Raw genomic sequence first — 17,617 nt, 5'->3', positions numbered from 1 at the left:
ACCCTGCAAAAGTTTTGTATGGGGGTTTGAAGTTGACTGATATTGGGAAACAATGAAGCACCCTAAATGCGTGAGGGAGGAACGGTTGCACCCGCCCTCCCTCTCCGGGGTCGCCAGTAGCCGGGAAGCAGATTGGTAGCGGTTCTAAACGCCTCTGCTTTCCGGCACATGCGCATTATGTGTGTGAATCGGTCTCTCTGGCACTATGAGCAGGTAACTATCCACAACCGATTAGGTGTTTTCGCGGATTTTCGCGAAAATATGCCTGTTTGTTCTTTTTTGTTCGCGCTTTTGCATAAGTTTCGAATATCGCAGGGGCTAAAAAGCATTACTTTAAAAGCGTTCAAAACCGGAACGCTTTCACTGCAGCGCGCCACTCAATTCAAAAAGAATTTTTCCGAAAGAGATCAGGAAGTAAATAATCGTTGCCAACCCCATTATCAAAACGACAGCAAACATCCACAAGGCGTAATCTGGAAATTTCCGTGTGGGCTCCATCGCTATAAGGCGGGTTTTACTATTCTTGCTTCGGACGTTTACGATTTCTGGAAGCCGTTTGACATCGAGAATCGAAATTGAAAACCAGTCGCTCGCCGACAAAAAAGGAACCTTGATGATCAAACGACCGTCAGGGAGCACGTTTTGAGAAAACTCCCTTGGTGTCCAAAGTTCATAATGTTGGGGCGTCCAGTTCAACACAATCTCAATGTCTTCAACAGCCGCACGACCTGCGTTATTAAACCATAATTCCTGCGTGACGATATTGAGTTCAGTCCCGTCTTGGTTCGCGCTAGGCAGTCGATACCAGTGGGCGTGCCTTACCGACCACATCAGTTTCCCACGTGCCGCCACGACCTGCGTGAGCCATATGGTCAGAATGGCAATGACAATTGCCTGAAAAAACTGAGAAGAAATCAGACTGACGATAAAATCTTTGGTCATGTCGCTCCGTTACTCACCGGTCACTTTAAGGTAGTCTCTCACCGCCCAAGCTTTCGCAACGAGTTCATCTATGGAGTCACTGAAATATTGATCCTCATCGTCACGTGAGATTTTCTTCAACTGGCGAAAATACTCTCCCATGTTGTCGGCATTGAAATCATCCTCTCGAACGACTTTCTGAAGACATAAATAGAAGCGTTGTTCGTCGTTTGGATGGTTTTTGGACCACGTGTCAGTCGCAAGAAATGAATCAAAAACACTGTACATCGCGTTTCCTCCGCAGCCGTTTCAAATGTTTCCAGATGAAACATTAAAAACGTTCGCGATGGAAACGTTTAAATATTTCCGCCGGAAATCTTTTTGATACCGTTTCGTTTAGAAACGGTTTTGAGAAATCCTTTCAGTCGGAAAGGTTTTTGCCGAAACCACTCCAAGCGGAAGTGGTTTACTCCTTTCCGATGGAAAGGGGTTTTACCCGTTTCATTCGGAAACGGGTTTCAGCGCTTTTCCACATCCGTCGCGATATCGCTGGCTTCTACGCTGTAGATGGAAAGCATCTCTTCCGCGAATTTGGTAAGCTCAGACGGAATATCGTCACCGTAACTCAAGATATGGTGGCACACCGATTTGAAGAGTGCCGTCTGTCCCTTCTGGTTATTGATCTTCTCAATCAACAGGCGCTTGTACTCTTCCACCTGATCGACCACCGAACGTAGTTCTTTTTCGTCCGCGACATGGGAATCGAGTGTGAATTCCAGCCGCGAGACGATTTCAGCATTCATAGAACGCCCGCTTTTTTCGGCGGCCTGCGCAATTCTCTCTTTCAAATCAGGAAGCATCCGCAGCCCGAAGGGCGGAATATTCGAGATTTTCTCATCGACAGGCTTCTTTGTGCTCATGGCTTCACGTTGTAGTCATTTTTCCATTGACCGCAATAACTACAGTGTGTAGTCATTTCACAGTGTAGTCACATTGAAGGTGTGAAGAATGAGTGTGATTCCCCCGCTCGGGGTACGCCTACCGAGTGAGATCAAAGAGAAAATTAAAGCCGCTGCGGTGATGAATCGACGTTCTATGAACGCAGAAATAGTTGTCGCATTGGAGAGCATCTACGCCAGCAAGACGTCTGAAACGCAAAAAGCCGATGCACACCGAGCCTAGGAACTCGTGCATCGGCTTTTCAACCTTCTAGGAAAGGTGCATTAAGCAAATGAAACATAATACAAAAACCGCGGATAGCGCAAGCGCTATCGAACGCCTTTTCCGTATCGCCAAAGAATTCGACATGCTGACCGGCGACACGCACGACGCGCATACTGCCGCCGAGATCGCCTGTGATGCCTTTCAGGGCTTGCTGAGCGGCACGAAAGCAAACGAAATCGTCAAAGAAGAATGGGCTGAGCTTTTCTATTACATCGGAGAGACTGAGCGCCGACACATTGATTATCAAGTTGTTGATGCGGTCAGGCGCGCCCGCGAGGCGGACGAACGCGCAACCGAGCTTTCCGACCAGTTGATGGATGTCGTTCGTGAAATGCGCAGCGGCGTTCCCGTTTCCGCCCCGAAACTCTCCGGCCTTGAGACCGCGATTGAAACGTGGATGACGGCCCATGCCGCATGGGTGGCCACCGAAAAGGGTGGCGCAATTCCAGATGGCACGCCGGAAGAACTGGCCGAGCGGCAGGCACTTCTTGAACTGGCAGGTTTCCCCTGCAACTCGATTGAAGATGTGCACCGCAAGGCCAATCTGTTCCAGAGCAACGACCATTTGAGTAACCTCGCGTCCGATTGCGCGCTGGACCTGCTGCGCTCGTTCTCTGGTGAAAAATATCCTTGAGTCACAAATGTTACTAAATTGACTCCCTGCACCGTTCGTGCATTCTGGTCATCATTGTAACCAAAAGAGGCGACTCATGAACAAGCTCAAAACTATCTTCTCTTCCGGCGCTGTCGCGCAGGCTCTCGGCGTGGTTCCGGTCACGCTCCGCATGTTGCGTCAGCGCGGCGTTTGCGATTACGGCCACGTGGTCGAAGGCGGCGAAGACAATCCCCGCTCGCGCCGTCGCTACGATGTCCGCGAGGTCTGCATGATGGGTGTTGCGTTCACGCTCTCCCGCTTCGGGTTCGATCAGGAAGAAGCCTTCCAGATCGTCAACAACTCGGACGAAATCAAGAACGCAATCGCCGCCGTCTTCTTCGATGCTGACGACACGCCGGACCGCATCATGTGTGTTGTTGATGGCAACGGCGAGTCCGAAAACGGCGACGGCTGGAGCAACTTGGTGTACTTGAGCCTGCCCGACTGGAAGGCAAACGCGGCTTCCGCATTCGAGGCCACCGACGCGCTGACGCAGGAACCGGCGGAAGCCCTCCTTTCCATCAACATCAGCGCCGTTGCGCGCCGTGTCATCAAGGCGCTGCGCGCCAGCGACGAGGGCTAAGAATGGCAATCGCCCTTCGCAAAGCCAAAGCTGACAGCGGCCTTCGCCGCACTTGGGGTTTCCAGTCGGAAACGCTCAATGAGGAAGAACGCACGGTTTGGGTTGTGGCGGCGACGGAAACGCCGGTTCGCCGGTATTTCGGCAACGAAATCTTGCTCTGCACGCGCAAGGCGGTCGTGGCAACCCGCCTGAAAAACTTGCCCGTGCTGGACAGCCACCGCAGCACCAGCGTGAAGGATATCTTGGGGCAGGTTATCGAAACCCGCTTCGAGGATCGCAAGCTTCACATGAAGTTGCTCTTCGCCGACAACGACAACGGCAATGCCGCTCTCGCGCTGGTCCGTGACGGCATGCTTCATAGTGCCAGCGTCGGATACGGCATCTTGGAAGCCGAAGAATCTACCGGGCGCAATGGCGTGCCGGTCATCACCGTAACTCGCTGGGAGCCGACAGAGATTTCCCTTGTCTCCGTTCCCGCCGATCCCAACGCAACAATTCGAGGAAATGTGAAAATGGCTAGGAAGCCCACGACGACCCGCCGCGACCCGGCGGATGACATTCTGGAAGACGAGATCGAAACCGGCCATGACGAGGACACGGTTATTACGCCTGTTCGCCGCCGCATCGGTCTTTCGATTGCCGACACTCAGCGCTTGTTCGGCATGCGCGATACGGCTGTCCGCTCGGGCGTGAAGGTCGAAGAGTTTGACGAGATTGTCAGCAAGTGCGGTTCGATGAACTCCATCCGCGAAGCATATCTCGATCTTATGTACAACCGCGATAAGGAAACCCCCACCGATAGCCATGTTGGTCTTGATCCCTTTACCGGCAACAGCCGTTCCGGGGATGATCCCAACAATCTTATCGTGGACGCGCTGGCTGTGCGCCTTGGCGCAAAGGCCGAAATTAAGAACAATCCCCTTGTGGGCCGTTCCACCATCGAAATCGGGCGCCGTTATCTTGAACAGCGCGGCGTATCCACGCGCGGCATGGATGACAAGAGCGTGGGTGACGTGTTGATTGGCGACAATCGCCGCCTCGCTGGCCTTTCGTCGCGTGGGCAGCACACCACGTCTGATTTCCCTTTGCTTCTGGAATCGGCAGGGAATCGCACGCTGTTGCAGCGCTACGAAGTATATGCCTCTCCGTTGAAGGGGCTGTCCAATAAGCGCAACGTGCGTGACTTCCGCCCGCACACCGTTATTCGTCCTGGGGAAGCGCCGGAACTGGAAAAGCTGTTGCAGTCCGGCTCCATCAAGTACGGTACGATCGGTGAGGAAAGCCAGACCCTTACTGTCGACACCTACGCCAAGATGTTCTCCATCAGCCGCAACGCATTGGTGAATGACGATCTCGGCGCTTTCGATGATTTCCTTTCCGAGTTTGGTCGCTCTGCGGCCAGCGTGGAAGGCAATCTTTTCGCAAATCTGCTTCTCGCCAATAACCGGGCAGGTGTCCTTCTCTCGGACAACAAGCCGCTCTTCCACGCCGACCGTAACAACATCGGCGCGGCTGGTCAGGCCCTTAACGTGGAAACGCTTGGTGAGGCGCGGAAACATATGCGCCTGCACAAGAACGTCAACGGGACCGGTACGGCGGGCGTCGTGCCGGCTGTCTTGCTTGTCGGGCCTGAACTTGAAACGGAAGCAGAACGGACGCTTACGCAGATCGCCGCAACGAAGGTCGGAGACGCCAACCCGTTTGCCGGGAAGCTCCGCCTTGAGGTCGAGAACCGCCTTGAAGGCACCGGCTGGTATCTCTTCGCCGATCCGGCACAGCGCCCCGCATTCATGCATGGTTACTTGCAGGATCGCGAAGGCCCGCAGATCAACGCAAATGACGGCTGGAACATTCTCGGCGTCGAATACCGTTGCTTCCTCGATTTCGGTTGCGGCCCGCTCGACTGGCGCGCCGCCTACTATGTCCCCGGCCAGTAAGCCGCGAAAAACATGCGTCAGCACCTCGCGGTGCTGGCGCTCAAACCCGGCATTGGAAGAAAGGAAACGACGCTGTGACCACCGCCATGTTTAATATCAAAGTGATCCAGCCGCGTATGCTGTCCCCCAAGATGGCTGCTGATTATGTCGGCATTCCGCAGAAGCGCTTTCCTGTCACCTGCCCCGTCGCGCCAGTCGTCATGCCGGGTGATAAGAAACTGTACGATGTGCGTGATCTGGATAAGTGGCTTGATGAACTCAAGGGCGGGACGGATGCCGCCGATGATGACATTATCGGCAAGCTCGGCGGGACGCGCTGATGGCGACGGCGCGCGAAAAGCGGGTAAATAAATACGCCGGTTGGAAAATCCAGCGCGACAAGAAACCCCCGTTTCGTTGGCGCGCTTATCACCGTGCGACCGGCCACAAAATCGATTGCCAGAAATTCGAGGTCTACAGCCTCGCCTTCGACATGGAAGTGCATCGCATCAATAAGCTGTATGAGGTCAAGGCAGCGAAGCCGGGAACGCTCGGCATGCTCATCAAAAAGTATCGCGCCAGCCCAAAGTTTCAGAAGCGCGCGCCGCGCACGCAGTCCGACTATCAGAAGGTTTTCGACTGGCTCCAGCCGATTGATGACCAGCCCCTTGACTGGTTTACGCGGGGCCGTGTCGCAAAAATCCGCGATCAAGCCGAACAACAGCATAAGTTTCGCTTCGCAAATTACGTCCGTTCTGTCCTGTCCATCATCTTCGCATGGGGCATGGAATACGAGTACGTGAAGGAAAACCCGGTTGAACACGTCAGCCTAGCGGAACGCCCGAAAGACCTTCCAGACGCGAACCGGCCATGGACGGATGCGGAGCGCGAGGCGGTCTTGGCGGCGCTGCCGCCCCATATGCTTCTGCCGTTCAGCCTTATGATGTTCTACGGCCTTGATCCGCAGGACGCTTTGGCGCTGCCGAAGACGGCTATTTCAAATGCGGGCATCGACACCCGCCGCAACAAGACCGGCCAACCGGTCTACCTACCGTTGTTCGCGCCAGTCAAAGAGGCGCTGGAGGCTTCGCCAATCCACAGCGCCATTACTCTCTGCGCCAGCAGTCGGGGCCAGCCGTGGACGTACAATGGTTTCAGCACGAATTGGGACCGGATCAAGAAGAAGCTTGAAGAGGCTGGCGCTATTCAACCGGGCCTGACGCTTAAGGGACTCCGCCACACCGTTGGTACGATCCTCGCGGAAATGGGCCGCGATAACGCGACTATCGCCCTTGTCTTGGGTCACGCGACCGAAGCCATGGCGAAGCACTATTCTCGCCGCGCCGACAGGTCGAAACAGGCACAGAGCGCGGTGGCCGATTTTGAGGCCGAACTGAACAAACGAAAAACGAAGTCTGTCAAACTTTGAGAAAAAGTTTGTCAAACTAATGCTAAACGGAAAGCGGCAGATGATGGAAAAAGATAGGCATAATAAGGGCTTAGAATGGTGCCCGGAGGCGGATTTGAACCACCGACACGCGGATTTTCAATCCGCTGCTCTACCAACTGAGCTATCCGGGCACTTCAGGTCCTTGAAGAACCTCCGCTTTTGGCGGGCGGGACTGTTTTGCGCCCCGAAAGTGAGCGGGGTTATAACATCTTGTTCGGACATGGCAAGCGCCATCGCGAAGTTTTTTGACAGTTTTTTCACAGGGGCTGTGGATGGCTGGAATGTCTGCCCGGTGCAGGCCGGATTGCGGCGGAAAACCCGTTATCGACCATGTGTCGCGCCTTGCAGCATCCGGCCGCTACCCGGGTTCGGCGCCAGCCGATCCTGCCCGGCATAACGGCACCGCAGGCGGCAGCTAGGCCGCTTCGCTGCGCCGTGCGGCAAGGCCAAGCGCGATGGGCACAACGGCCACCAGCGCCGCCATGACGGGCGAGGAAGCGAAGATGCGGCTGGCAAGCGAGGTTACGGCGACGGAGCGCACCACCGTCATCAGGCGGGAATTCTCGCGGTCTCTTTCATGGTGAGCCTGTGCGGGTCTGTGGCGGGAATGCTGGGCCGCCTCCAGCCGTTTGATATCGCGGCGGATCTTGTCGACCTCTCTGCGAAGCTCTTCCAGTTCGGCGCGCAGCGACGGATCGACGGTATTGGCAGCACGCGTCCTTTTGACCGTGGTTTTTTCCGTCTTTGCTTCCGCGGCTGTCGCTTCAGCCTCTTCGTCCAGCTCTGCCAGATGGTCGTCGAGGTCCGTGGGCTTGTCGAAACCGTGGGATCGCAGTGGTGCTTTCATCGCTATCTCCTGGGGCGTGCTGAATTGCGGCGGCGGGCGTCTTTGCCCGGTCTCGCCCTTTCAACGCCCCAGCTGGGCAAAGGATGCACCGAAAGCGATCAGCGCGGTATATTCGGCTCAAAAAAAACAGGCCCCGGAGGGCCTGTTTACTGATCTGACCGGAAGCCTCATGCCGCCTTGGCGGCGCTGGCATAGGGATCGAAGCGACCGTAGAAGGTTTCGCCCTTGGCGGCCATGTCCTTCAGGAGCGGCGTCGGCTTGAAGCGCGGGCCGTAGGTCTCGCTGAGCTTTTCGGCGAGTGCCACGAAGTTCTTCACGCCCATGCCGTCGATGTAGGAAAGCGCGCCGCCGGTATAGGGCGCGAAACCGAAACCGAGGATGGAGCCGACATCGGCCTCACGCGGATCGGTAACGATGCCTTCTTCCACCGTGCGGGCGGCCTCCAGTGCCACGGTGACGAGGAAGCGCTGTTTCAGCACCTCCATATCCACCGCTTCAGGCTTCTGCTGCGGATAAAGGTCCTTCAGGCCGGGCCAGAGGGATTTCTTGGCGGGCTTTTGTGGATAGTCGTAGAAGCCCTTGGCGTTCTTGCGGCCGAAGCGGCCCTCGCCTTCCACCAGCTTCTTCACCAGCTCCATATGGCGCGGATCGACGGCCTTTTCGCCGAGATCGGCGACGGTGGCTTTCAGGATCTTGTAGGAAAGATCGATGGCCACCTCGTCGTTCAGCGCCAGCGGGCCGACCGGCATGCCGGCGAATTTCGCGGCATTTTCGATCATGGCGGCGGGCACGCCTTCGATCAGCATATCGTAGCTTTCCGCCATATAACGCAGCACGCAGCGATTGACGAAGAAGCCGCGCGTATCGTTGACGACGATCGGGGTCTTCCTGATCTTCGCCACATAGTCCAGCGCGACGGCGAGCGCCTTGTCGCCGGTTTCCTTGCCGAGGATCACTTCCGTCAGCATCATCTTCTCGACCGGCGAGAAGAAGTGGATACCGATGAAATCCGCCGGGCGCTTCGAGTTCTTCGCAAGCCCGGTGATCGGCAACGTGGAGGTGTTGGAGGCGAAGATCGCACCTTCAGGAAGCACCGCTTCCACGGCCTCGATGACGGTCTTCTTGACATCGCGGTCTTCGAAGACGGCCTCGATGACGAGATCGGCATCGGAGAGCGCCTTGTAATCCGCCGTCGGGGTGACGAGGTCGAGCAGGGCCTTGCCCTCATCCTGCGTCAGCCTGCCCTTGCCGATGGCCGCCTTAACGCTTTCCTCGCAATGGCCCTTGCCCTTGTCGGCGGCTTCCTGATCGCGATCCACCAGCACGACGGGGATGCCGGCAGCTGCGGTGACATAAGCCACGGCAGCGCCCATGAAGCCCGCGCCGACAACGCCGACCTTTTTGAACTCCGTCTTCGGCTGGCCGGCCGGGCGGCGCGCGCCCTTGCCCAGTTCCTGCATGGAAATGAACAGCGAGCGGATCATGCCGAAGGCTTCCTTCGAGCGAAGGATTTCGGTGAAATAACGCTGCTCCACCTTCAGCGCCGTGTCGAAGGGCAATTGCAGGCCTTCATAGACGCATTTGAGGATGGCGAGGGCGGCCGGATAATTGCCGGCGCTTTCACGGCGCAGGATGGCCGGAGCGGCGGGCCAGAGCTGGGCTGCGGCAGGCGTCCAGATGCCGCCGCCGGGGGCCTTGAAGCCCTTTTCATCCCAGGGTGCGACCGGCTTCAGGCCGTCCTTGATCATCTGCTTGGCGGTTGCGACCAGCTCACCTGGCTCCACCACCTGATGCACCAGACCCATGGCCTTGGCGCGCGCGCCGGTCAGCGACTGGCCGGTGGTCATCATCTGCAGTGCCGATTGCGCATCCGTCAGGCGCGGCACGCGCTGGGTGCCGCCGGCGCCAGGGAAGATGCCGACCTTGACTTCCGGCAGGGCGATCTTGAGGTTCTTGGCGCTGGAGGCGACCCGGCCGTGGCAGGCAAGCGACAGCTCAAACGCGCCGCCCATGCAGGTGCCGTTGATGGCGGAAACCCAAGGCTTGCCGTTGGTCTCGATCTTGCGGAACAGGCCCGTCATGCGGCCAACCAGTTCGAACAGCTTTGCCGCCGCCTGATCCGGGTTCTTCGTCTTCTCATCATTGTAGAAGGAGAACATCGACTTGATCATCGAAAGATCGGCGCCGCCGGAAAAGGTGCTCTTGCCTGACGTGAAGACAACGCCCTTGACGGCACTGTCGGCGACGGTTGCGTCAAGAATGGCGTTCAGCTCGTCCATCACCTCAGAGGTGAAGACGTTCATGGATTTTTCCGGCATGTCCCAGGTGACGAGGGCAATGCCGTCTGCGTCCGTCTCGATGGTGAAATTGGTGTAAGTGCTCATTTGGGATTCCTCTTCCCTGAATCTTAATGGCCGCTTCGCTTTCTCCGTCATCCTCGGGCTTGACCCGAGGATCCAAGCACCGGGGATAGATCCTCGGGTCAAGCCCGAGGATGACGGAGGAACCGTTGCGGTATCAGCCGAAGCCTCTCAAACCCGCTCGATGACGGTCGCCGTGCCCATGCCAGCGCCGATGCAAAGCGTGACGAGCGCGGTGTTGAGATCGCGCCGCTCCAGCTCATCCAGCACCGTGCCGAGGATCATCGCGCCGGTTGCACCCAGCGGATGGCCCATGGCGATGGCGCCGCCATTGACGTTCATCCGGTTGTGGTCGATTTCGAAGGCCTGCATGTAACGCAGGACCACCGCGGCGAAGGCCTCGTTGAGTTCGAAAAGGTCGATATCGGCAAGCTTCATGCCGGTCTTTTTCAGGAGCTTCTCGGTCACATCCACCGGGCCGGTCAGCATCAGCGCCGGGTCGGAGCCGATATTGGCGAAAGCCTTGATTCGGGCGCGGGGCTTGATGCCCATCGCCTCGCCACCCGCCTTCGAGCCAACCAGCACGGCGGCCGCGCCATCGACGATGCCGGACGAATTGCCCGCGTGGTGCACGTAATTGATCCGCTCCACTTCCGGATGCGCCATGATGCCAACGGCTTCGAAACCGCCCATTTCACCCGGCATCTGGAAGGAAGGATTGAGCGAGGCCAGCGCCTGCATGTCCGTGCCGGGGCGCATGTGCTCGTCACGATCAAGGATCGTCAGGCCGTTTGAGTCCTTCACCGGAATGACCGACTTGTTGAAATAGCCCTTTTCCCAGGCATGCGCCGCACGCTTCTGGCTTTCGACGGCATAGGCGTCGACATCGTCACGGGAGAAACCATACTTGGTGGCAATGAGATCGGCCGATACGCCCTGCGGCATGAAGAAGGCCGGGAAGTTGACCGAAGGGTCCATGTACCAAGCCCCACCCGACATGCCCATGCCGACGCGTGACATGCTTTCGACGCCGCCGGCGATGACGATATCGTCGGACCCCGCCTTGACCTTGCCGGCCGCGAAGTTGATGGCATCGAGACCCGAGGCGCAGAAGCGCGAGATCTGCATGCCCGGCGCCTTGTTGGAATAACCGGCCTCGAAGGCGGCGGCCTTCGGGATCACGGCACCGGCATCCATGACAGGATCGACGCAGCCCATGATGATGTCGTCGACGGCAGAGGTGTCGAGCCCGTTACGGTCGCGGATCGCTTCCAGCGTCTTGGCGGCAAGGCGAACGGAAGGCACCTCATGCAGGCTGCCATCCTTCTTGCCGCGTCCGCGCGGGGTGCGGACATGGTCGTAGATAAATACGTCGGTCATTGTTTCTCTCCCTGCGGGTTAGAGCATTTCCGGTGAAAAGATCACCTTCAATGCTCTATCTCTTTGTTTCTACGCATTGTCCGGACGGAAAACCGCTGCGCACTTTTCCTGGAAATGCTCTAAACGCCAACCTTCTCAGAATGCTTCCGCAGCCAGTTCCATCATGGTGTCCGCGCCGGTTTCGATGCGGGCCTTGCGCAGCGCCGTTTCCGGCATGATGCGCTCCATGTAAAACTTCGCCGTGACAAGCTTGGTCTTGAGGTAATCCTCGTCCGAAGCGCTGCCTGCTGCAAGCGCTTCGCTGGCGGCTTTCGCCATGCGCGCCTGCATATAGCCCAGCACCACGATGCCGAAGAGATGCATATAGTCGGTCGAGCCGGCACCGGCATTGTCGGGTTTCGCCATGGCGTTCTGCATGAACCACATGGTTGCGGCCTGCAGGTCGTTCAAGCCCTTCTTCAGGCCCTTGGTGTAAAGGGCAAGCTTTTCGTCGGCGCGGTTTTCCTCGCAGAAATCGCCGATTTCCTTGAACAGCGCCATCACGGCGCGGCCGCCATTCATGCCGAGCTTGCGGCCCACCAGATCGAGCGCCTGAATGCCGTTGGCACCCTCATAGATCATGGTGATACGCGCATCGCGGACATATTGGCTCATGCCATGTTCTTCGATGTAACCGTGACCGCCGAAGACCTGCTGCGCCATCACGGCGTGGTCGAAGCCCTTGTCGGTCAAAACACCCTTCAGGATCGGCGTCACAAGACCGAGCAGATCGTCTGCCACTTGGCGCTGCTTTTCGTCGGCGGCACGGTGCGCGATGTCGGATTGCAGCGCGGTCCACAGAAGGAAGGCGCGGCCGGCCTCGTTATAGGCCTTGATGGTCATCAGCGTGCGGCGGATATCCGGGTGCACGATGATCGGATCGGCCTTCCTGTCGGGGAATTTCGCACCCGAAAGCGAGCGGCCCTGAATGCGGTCACGGGCATATTCCACCGCGTTCTGGTAGGCGATCTCGCCAACGGAAAGACCCTGCAGGCCGACGCCGAGGCGCGCCTCGTTCATCATCACGAACATGGCCGACAGGCCCTTGTTCTCCGCGCCCAGCAGATAACCCGTCGCGTCATCATAGTTCATGACGCAGGTGGCGTTGCCGTGAATGCCCATCTTGTGCTCGATCGCACCGCAGGTGACGCCGTTGCGCTCGCCGAGTGTACCATCTTCCTTGACGAGGAACTTCGGCACGATGAACAGCGAAATGCCCTTGGTGCCTTCCGGCGCGCCTTCGATGCGGGCGATCACCAGATGAACGATATTGTCAGTCATGGAATGTTCGCCGGCGGAGATGAAGATCTTCTGGCCGGAAATCTTGTAGCTGCCGTCGCCCTGTGGCACCGCCTTGGTGCGCAGCAGGCCAAGATCGGTGCCGCAATGGGGTTCGGTCAGGTTCATGGTGCCGGACCATGTGCCTTCCACCATCTTCGGCAGATAGGTTTCCTTCTGCTCCTGCGTGCCGTGCACGAGGACGGCAGCGATGGCGCCCTGCGTCAGGCCGGGATACATCATCAGCGACAGGTTGGCGGACGACATATATTCGCCGATCGCCGCATGCAGCGTATAGGGCAGGCCCTGCCCGCCGAACTCCTGGGGAACGGCAAGGCCGATCCAGCCGCCCTCGCAATAGGCGTCATAAGCGGACTTGAAACCTTCAGGCACCGAAACCGAGCCGTCATCGGCGCGCTTGCAACCCTGTTGATCGCCGGAAAGGTTGAGCGGGAAAAGCCGTTCTTCGGCGAGCTTTGCAGCCTCGCCGGTAATGGCCTCGATCATGTCAGGGGTTGCATCTTCAAAGCCGGGCAGGTTGTTATACCGCTCGAGGCCAAGAACGTCGTTCAGGATAAAAAGCGTGTCTTTGACTGGGGCCTTGTAAACAGGCATTACCGATGTTCCTCCGCATCGTGGTGCCGGAGACAATCCGGCGGATATGGGATGACAATATTTGACGTGCGCGTAAACGTCAAATAAATTTCAATGGATATCGCCAATCCTCTGCTGGCAAATGGCTGCTCAACCCGGTGCGGCCTACCCCCGCGCCACAAAAGTTAAAAAATTCCAACCATAGTTAACCACTTCTTTACCACGTTTCGTGAATTCTCCGACAAGAGGTAACTGCTTCGTTCATCGGCGCATTTTCCTCCAAGGGGGCGAATACCGGCTCTGGAATTGCTGCATGTTGCAGCGACAGCATGCACAGGCAGGCAACGTCGCGACAACAACCGGGCATAGCGGGCGGAAGCGAAGCGAGCGAGAAGATGAACGGATTGCGATCGAATAACCAACAGCCAAGCGACAGGTCGTCTCTTGATGCTCTCAATCGCACCATTGAAGGCCTTGAAGCCCGTATTGAAGGGCTGATGAGCCAGAAGTTTCCGCGCGAGCCGCGCCCGAGCCCCGCGCCCGAGCCGAAAGGCGAGGCTTATGCCGCGCCACGCGAACCACGCGCCACGGTTACCCCGCCGCAACTTGACCCCGTCAACGAAATCCGCCAGCGCCAGCGCCTTCTCGAGGCGAGCTTCCAGCGCCCGCAGGAACCCGTTGCGCGTCCGGAACGGACAATTACCCGCCCACTTGCACCGGAATATCGGCCGAACGTTCAGAACGCGGCGGCCAACCCCGCTCCGCGCGCACGTTCCATTCCGCCCTATCAGGAACCGCAGCGTAATGACGCCGCCCTGCAGGAGATCGCGCAGGCGCTCGTCAACCTTCGCCACGAGCTGAAGCACGATATTTCCGAGGGCGTGGCCCGCGAAGCGCAGGGGCTGCGCGCAGAAATCCGCAATATCCGCGCGGTGGCGGAAGATCAGCAGTTCATCGGCGATCTGCGCGACGACATCGCCCGGCTTGCGGGCAGCATCGACCAGCTTGGCAACCTCGCATCTCCTGACGCCTACGGGCTGCGCAACGAGTTCGAGGACCTGCGCCTCACCATCGACCAGCTTGCGCGCGAAGACAGCGTGCACCGGATCGAAAGCCGCTGGAACAATGTGGAAGACACGTTGCGCGGTTTTGATACGAACTCATTGCAGGATGAGATCGTGTCGCTCGCCTATCGTCTCGATGACATCAAGACCCAGCTTGGCGGCATGAGCAACAATCCTGCCGTGCGTGTCCTCGAGGAAAAGCTGATTGCGATTGCCAGCGCCGTGGAGCAGCTCGGTAAGCATATGCAGCCCAATGAGGCCGCCTTTACCGAACAGTTTTCCGGTCTCGACCAGCGGTTGGACGAAATCAGCCGTGCCATTGCCGCGACCAATACCCGCTCCAACACGCAGACGACGGATAATGCGCTGGCGCAGCGGCTGGAAACCCGTCTGAACGGCCTTGCCGAACAGCTCGGCGACATCAACCGCCTTGCCGCCGCCAAACCCGAGCCGGCGATGGACCTGACTGCCCGCCTTGAAGCGCTGTCCGGCAAGATCGACGAACTCAGCACCGCCCGCGACGCCGCCCAGCTGCATGAGCGGCTGGACCAGCTTTCGCTGCTGCTGGAGCGGTCGCAGCGCCCCTCGCAGCAGGCGGAACTGACATCCTTCCTCAGCGACATTTCCCGCAAGATCGATGCGCTGGATCATGGCGCCGTCAATGACGGTCTGGCAGAACGGCTCGATACGCTGTCGCGCCGCATTGAAGACCTGGATTATCGCTACAGCCAGCCGCAGCCGGCATCGGGCCTCAGCGAAAGCGCCTTTTCGCGCCTGGAAGAGCGGCTCGGCAATATCGCGGCGCGTCTCGACGAGACCGCCCATGCCGCCCCCGCCGATAACGGCGCGCTCACGAGCCTCGAAAACCAGATCGCCCATCTTTCGACGCTGATCAGCCAGCCGATGCAGATGCAGGCGGCAGGCATGTCCCCGGAACTCGATGCCCGCATGGCGGCGATCGAGGACTATATGGCGTCTAACGATGAATATATCATCGAAGCTGCACGGCAGGCTGCCGAAGCGGTTCTGGACGCCTATACGCGCAACAATCTCTCGGCGGGCGCAAACCTCGCCGACATGACGATGCTGACCGATCTCGCAACCGATCTGCGCAGCCTCGAAGCCTTGAGCCGCAATACCGAAGAGCGCACGCATCGCACTTTTGAGGCGCTGCATGAGACGCTGGTGCAGATTGCCGGCCGTCTCGACAGCCTGGACAACGCTCCCGCCTACCGCGAAGAGGCCGCGCCCCGCAGGGTCGCGCAGCCTATGGTCACGCCCGCCCGCGAAGAAGTGGCGATGCCAGCCGCCATCTTCCCGGAAGAAGGTTACATCGCTGAAGAACAGGCCATTCTCGACGCCGACGAAAACGAAGCGGATGCACTGGCTGTTGTGCCGCCTGCCGCCGCAAAACCCGCCAAGGCGGAAAAGAAGAGCCTGCTTGCCGGCCTGACGAAACGGTTCAAGACCAGTACGGCAAAGACCGTCAAAACCGCTGAAGAGCCGGTCTCGGCCTCCTCTGCCCGCACGCAAGTGGAGCCGGCTCCGTCGCTCGACCCTATCGACGTTCTGCCCGCGGGCCAGGAAAACGAACTTCTGGAGCCGGGCTCGGGCGCACCTGACATCAAGAAGATACTGGAACGCGTGCGCGCCAGCCAGGTGGCTGCCAGCGGCAAGGCCGTAGATGCTGAAGGACGGACGGATTTCATTGCCGCCGCCCGCCGCGCAGCACAGGCTGCGGCCATGGAAACATCGCCGGAGAAGCTCGAAACCGGCAAGAAGAGCCGTAAGGCCGACGCCTCGGCGCTGTCGCGCTATCGTCGCCCGCTGCTGCTTGGTATCGGCGCCATTCTTCTCGCCATGATGGCCATGCCGCTCGTCAAGACGCTGATCGGCGGCGCGGAAGCCCCGGCACCTGTCATCGAGCAGAAGATGGACAATGCACCGGTCTCGGCACTTCCTGAAACCGGCGACAAGGCCGTGACCATCCCCTCCGATCTCGCCATCGATCCCGAGCAGGCGGCATCGGCCGACAGCATCGAGAATACTGCGCCGGCGCAGAACATCATCGATACCCGCACCATTGGCGGCGCACCGCTCGCAGACGAGCCGCCGGTTGCCGATGCGCCGGTGGTGGATCCGACAACGCCAGACACAGTCGCAAAGAGCGAAACGCAGGCTCCGACGCAAACTGTCACCACCGTTGTTCCACCGCAGGACGCAATCGTGGTTCCCGCCGGCATCGAGCCCGCATCACTGGCCGAAGCGGCCGCCAAGGGCGAAACGCAGGCGCTGTTTGAGATCGCCGCACGTTATACCGAAGGTCGTGGAGTTACCGCCGACCGTGCGGAAGCGGCGAAATGGTACAAGCTGGCGGCGGATCGTGGCCTGGCGCCTGCGCAATACCGTCTTGCCAATCTTTACGAGAAGGCGAACGGTGTGGAGCGCAACCTTTCCGAGGCCAAGCGCTACTACACGCTGGCCGCTGAACAGGGCAATGCCGGCGCCATGCACAATCTCGCGGTCCTGCTCGCATCCGACGCAGCCGGCCAGCCGGATTTCACCGCTGCGGCGCAGTGGTTCATCAAGGCTTCGGAACTCGGTGTGCGTGACAGCCAGTTCAACCTCGCCATTCTCTATGCCCGCGGCAGCGGCGTGAAGCAGGATATCGAGGAGTCCTACAAGTGGTTCGCGATTGCCGCCAAGGATGGCGACGCGGACGCCGCCCAGAAGCGTGACGAAGTTGCGGGAGCCATGAACCCGCAGCAGCTTCAGAGCGCCAAGGCCAAGGTGGACGCATGGAAGGTCAAGCCACTTTCGGAAGACACCAACAGCGTCAACCCGCCTGAAGAATGGGCTGGCAAGGAAGGTGTGAAGACCGCCTCCGTGGACATGGAGAAGGCGATCCGCAACATTCAGGCGATCCTGAACAAGAACGGTTTCGATGCCGGTCAGCCGGATGGCAAGCTCGGCAAGAACACTGTCACCGCCATCAAGGATTTCCAGAAATCCGTCGGCCAGGCACCTGACGGGCGCATCACCAACGAACTGGTGACTGCGCTGCTTGCCCGCAACAAGTAAGCCTTCCGGAACCGGTGAAGCGGCCCCCTTGGCCGCTTTCGCACCACTCGGCGCAGGAATGTGGCTGGCCATCGACACACAGCCGCTATCTTTCCAAATTATCAACGTATTTACCGTTGAATGTTGACACGTCAGGCCCTCACGGGCATGACGGATGAAGGCTGGGCCATGCCCGGTCTTTTCAGACAGAAAGTGTAAATCGCGGCGCGGCCCCCTCACCCGGAC

The 17,617-nt window shown here is 58.8% G+C and carries 14 protein-coding genes and 1 tRNA gene; 7 read left to right on the top strand and 8 right to left on the bottom strand.

Annotated features, from left to right (window positions below):
- Positions 1–360 precede the first annotated feature (360 nt).
- From CFBP6623_RS00840 to CFBP6623_RS00830, 3 genes are all read right to left on the bottom strand, one after another.
- Entirely contained in the window at positions 361–942 is a 582-nt protein-coding gene (locus CFBP6623_RS00840) for a hypothetical protein (RefSeq protein WP_080842307.1), read from the bottom strand.
- Between the two features lie 9 nt (positions 943–951).
- Complete coding sequence (locus tag CFBP6623_RS00835; RefSeq protein WP_080842310.1) at positions 952–1,209, bottom strand: hypothetical protein; 258 nt, start codon at positions 1,207–1,209, stop codon at positions 952–954.
- A gap of 230 nt (positions 1,210–1,439) precedes the next feature.
- Complete coding sequence (locus CFBP6623_RS00830) at positions 1,440–1,841, bottom strand: Arc family DNA-binding protein (protein WP_080842312.1); 402 nt, start codon at positions 1,839–1,841, stop codon at positions 1,440–1,442.
- A gap of 88 nt (positions 1,842–1,929) precedes the next feature.
- Here CFBP6623_RS00830 and CFBP6623_RS27240 point away from each other — a divergent pair, with 88 nt between their 5' ends.
- The 6 genes from CFBP6623_RS27240 (at position 1,930) to CFBP6623_RS00800 (ending at position 6,728) form a co-directional block, all read left to right on the top strand.
- Positions 1,930–2,103, top strand: a complete 174-nt coding sequence (locus CFBP6623_RS27240; RefSeq protein ID WP_080842315.1) for an Arc family DNA-binding protein — start codon at positions 1,930–1,932, stop codon at positions 2,101–2,103.
- Positions 2,104–2,227: 124 nt separating this feature from the next.
- Positions 2,228–2,779: a hypothetical protein gene (locus tag CFBP6623_RS00820; protein WP_175415491.1), complete on the top strand. Its 552-nt coding sequence runs from the start codon at positions 2,228–2,230 to the stop codon at positions 2,777–2,779.
- A gap of 76 nt (positions 2,780–2,855) precedes the next feature.
- Positions 2,856–3,383 carry a hypothetical protein gene (locus CFBP6623_RS00815; RefSeq protein ID WP_080842319.1) on the top strand — a complete coding sequence of 176 codons (528 nt, stop codon included), beginning with the start codon at positions 2,856–2,858 and terminating at the stop codon, positions 3,381–3,383.
- Positions 3,384–3,385: 2 nt separating this feature from the next.
- On the top strand, positions 3,386–5,320 hold the full coding sequence (locus tag CFBP6623_RS00810; protein ID WP_080842320.1) for a prohead protease/major capsid protein fusion protein: 1,935 nt from the start codon (positions 3,386–3,388) through the stop codon (positions 5,318–5,320).
- A 74-nt stretch (positions 5,321–5,394) separates the two neighbouring features.
- Complete coding sequence (locus CFBP6623_RS00805; RefSeq protein WP_232370424.1) at positions 5,395–5,640, top strand: hypothetical protein; 246 nt, start codon at positions 5,395–5,397, stop codon at positions 5,638–5,640.
- Positions 5,640–6,728, top strand: coding sequence for a tyrosine-type recombinase/integrase (locus CFBP6623_RS00800; RefSeq protein ID WP_080842322.1), 1,089 nt, complete (start codon positions 5,640–5,642; stop codon positions 6,726–6,728). Before CFBP6623_RS00805 ends, CFBP6623_RS00800 begins: the two co-directional genes overlap by 1 nt.
- A gap of 76 nt (positions 6,729–6,804) precedes the next feature.
- On the opposite strand, the gene CFBP6623_RS00795 is transcribed toward CFBP6623_RS00800, so the two are convergent.
- From CFBP6623_RS00795 to CFBP6623_RS00770, 5 genes are all read right to left on the bottom strand, one after another.
- Positions 6,805–6,880: transfer RNA gene (locus CFBP6623_RS00795), tRNA-Phe, on the bottom strand.
- A gap of 284 nt (positions 6,881–7,164) precedes the next feature.
- Complete coding sequence (locus tag CFBP6623_RS00785; RefSeq protein WP_046800541.1) at positions 7,165–7,596, bottom strand: hypothetical protein; 432 nt, start codon at positions 7,594–7,596, stop codon at positions 7,165–7,167.
- A 167-nt stretch (positions 7,597–7,763) separates the two neighbouring features.
- Positions 7,764–9,980, bottom strand: a complete 2,217-nt coding sequence (locus CFBP6623_RS00780) for a 3-hydroxyacyl-CoA dehydrogenase NAD-binding domain-containing protein (RefSeq protein WP_046800540.1) — start codon at positions 9,978–9,980, stop codon at positions 7,764–7,766.
- 147 nt (positions 9,981–10,127) lie between these two features.
- Positions 10,128–11,336, bottom strand: coding sequence for an acetyl-CoA C-acetyltransferase (locus tag CFBP6623_RS00775; RefSeq protein ID WP_046800539.1), 1,209 nt, complete (start codon positions 11,334–11,336; stop codon positions 10,128–10,130).
- A gap of 135 nt (positions 11,337–11,471) precedes the next feature.
- The gene (locus CFBP6623_RS00770; protein ID WP_046800538.1) at positions 11,472–13,268 is read right to left on the bottom strand and encodes an acyl-CoA dehydrogenase C-terminal domain-containing protein; all 1,797 of its coding nucleotides are present in this window, start codon (positions 13,266–13,268) and stop codon (positions 11,472–11,474) included.
- 374 nt (positions 13,269–13,642) lie between these two features.
- Here CFBP6623_RS00770 and podJ point away from each other — a divergent pair, with 374 nt between their 5' ends.
- The gene (gene podJ / locus CFBP6623_RS00760) at positions 13,643–17,392 is read left to right on the top strand and encodes a cell division protein PodJ (protein ID WP_080842324.1); all 3,750 of its coding nucleotides are present in this window, start codon (positions 13,643–13,645) and stop codon (positions 17,390–17,392) included.
- Positions 17,393–17,617 lie beyond the last annotated feature (225 nt).

The sequence above is a fragment of the Agrobacterium tumefaciens genome, assembly GCF_005221385.1.
GTDB classification, from domain to species: domain Bacteria; phylum Pseudomonadota; class Alphaproteobacteria; order Rhizobiales; family Rhizobiaceae; genus Agrobacterium; species Agrobacterium tomkonis.
The sequence above is the reverse complement of the archived record's forward strand: the minus strand, read 5'-3'. Positions and strand labels throughout refer to the sequence as shown.

What these genes read in the sequence shown, in the direction of transcription:
- CFBP6623_RS00785 (WP_046800541.1), bottom strand. Translation starts at nt 7,596, where the DNA reads ATGAAAGCACCACTGCGATCCCACGGTTTCGACAAGCCCACGGACCTC.
- podJ (WP_080842324.1), top strand. Translation starts at nt 13,643, where the DNA reads ATGAACGGATTGCGATCGAATAACCAACAGCCAAGCGACAGGTCGTCT.
- CFBP6623_RS00800 (WP_080842322.1), top strand. Translation starts at nt 5,640, where the DNA reads ATGGCGACGGCGCGCGAAAAGCGGGTAAATAAATACGCCGGTTGGAAA.
- CFBP6623_RS00815 (WP_080842319.1), top strand. Translation starts at nt 2,856, where the DNA reads ATGAACAAGCTCAAAACTATCTTCTCTTCCGGCGCTGTCGCGCAGGCT.
- CFBP6623_RS00775 (WP_046800539.1), bottom strand. Translation starts at nt 11,336, where the DNA reads ATGACCGACGTATTTATCTACGACCATGTCCGCACCCCGCGCGGACGC.
- CFBP6623_RS00840 (WP_080842307.1), bottom strand. Translation starts at nt 942, where the DNA reads ATGACCAAAGATTTTATCGTCAGTCTGATTTCTTCTCAGTTTTTTCAG.
- CFBP6623_RS00835 (WP_080842310.1), bottom strand. Translation starts at nt 1,209, where the DNA reads ATGTACAGTGTTTTTGATTCATTTCTTGCGACTGACACGTGGTCCAAA.
- CFBP6623_RS00830 (WP_080842312.1), bottom strand. Translation starts at nt 1,841, where the DNA reads ATGAGCACAAAGAAGCCTGTCGATGAGAAAATCTCGAATATTCCGCCC.
- CFBP6623_RS00770 (WP_046800538.1), bottom strand. Translation starts at nt 13,268, where the DNA reads ATGCCTGTTTACAAGGCCCCAGTCAAAGACACGCTTTTTATCCTGAAC.
- CFBP6623_RS00780 (WP_046800540.1), bottom strand. Translation starts at nt 9,980, where the DNA reads ATGAGCACTTACACCAATTTCACCATCGAGACGGACGCAGACGGCATT.
- CFBP6623_RS27240 (WP_080842315.1), top strand. Translation starts at nt 1,930, where the DNA reads ATGAGTGTGATTCCCCCGCTCGGGGTACGCCTACCGAGTGAGATCAAA.
- CFBP6623_RS00820 (WP_175415491.1), top strand. Translation starts at nt 2,228, where the DNA reads ATGCTGACCGGCGACACGCACGACGCGCATACTGCCGCCGAGATCGCC.
- CFBP6623_RS00810 (WP_080842320.1), top strand. Translation starts at nt 3,386, where the DNA reads ATGGCAATCGCCCTTCGCAAAGCCAAAGCTGACAGCGGCCTTCGCCGC.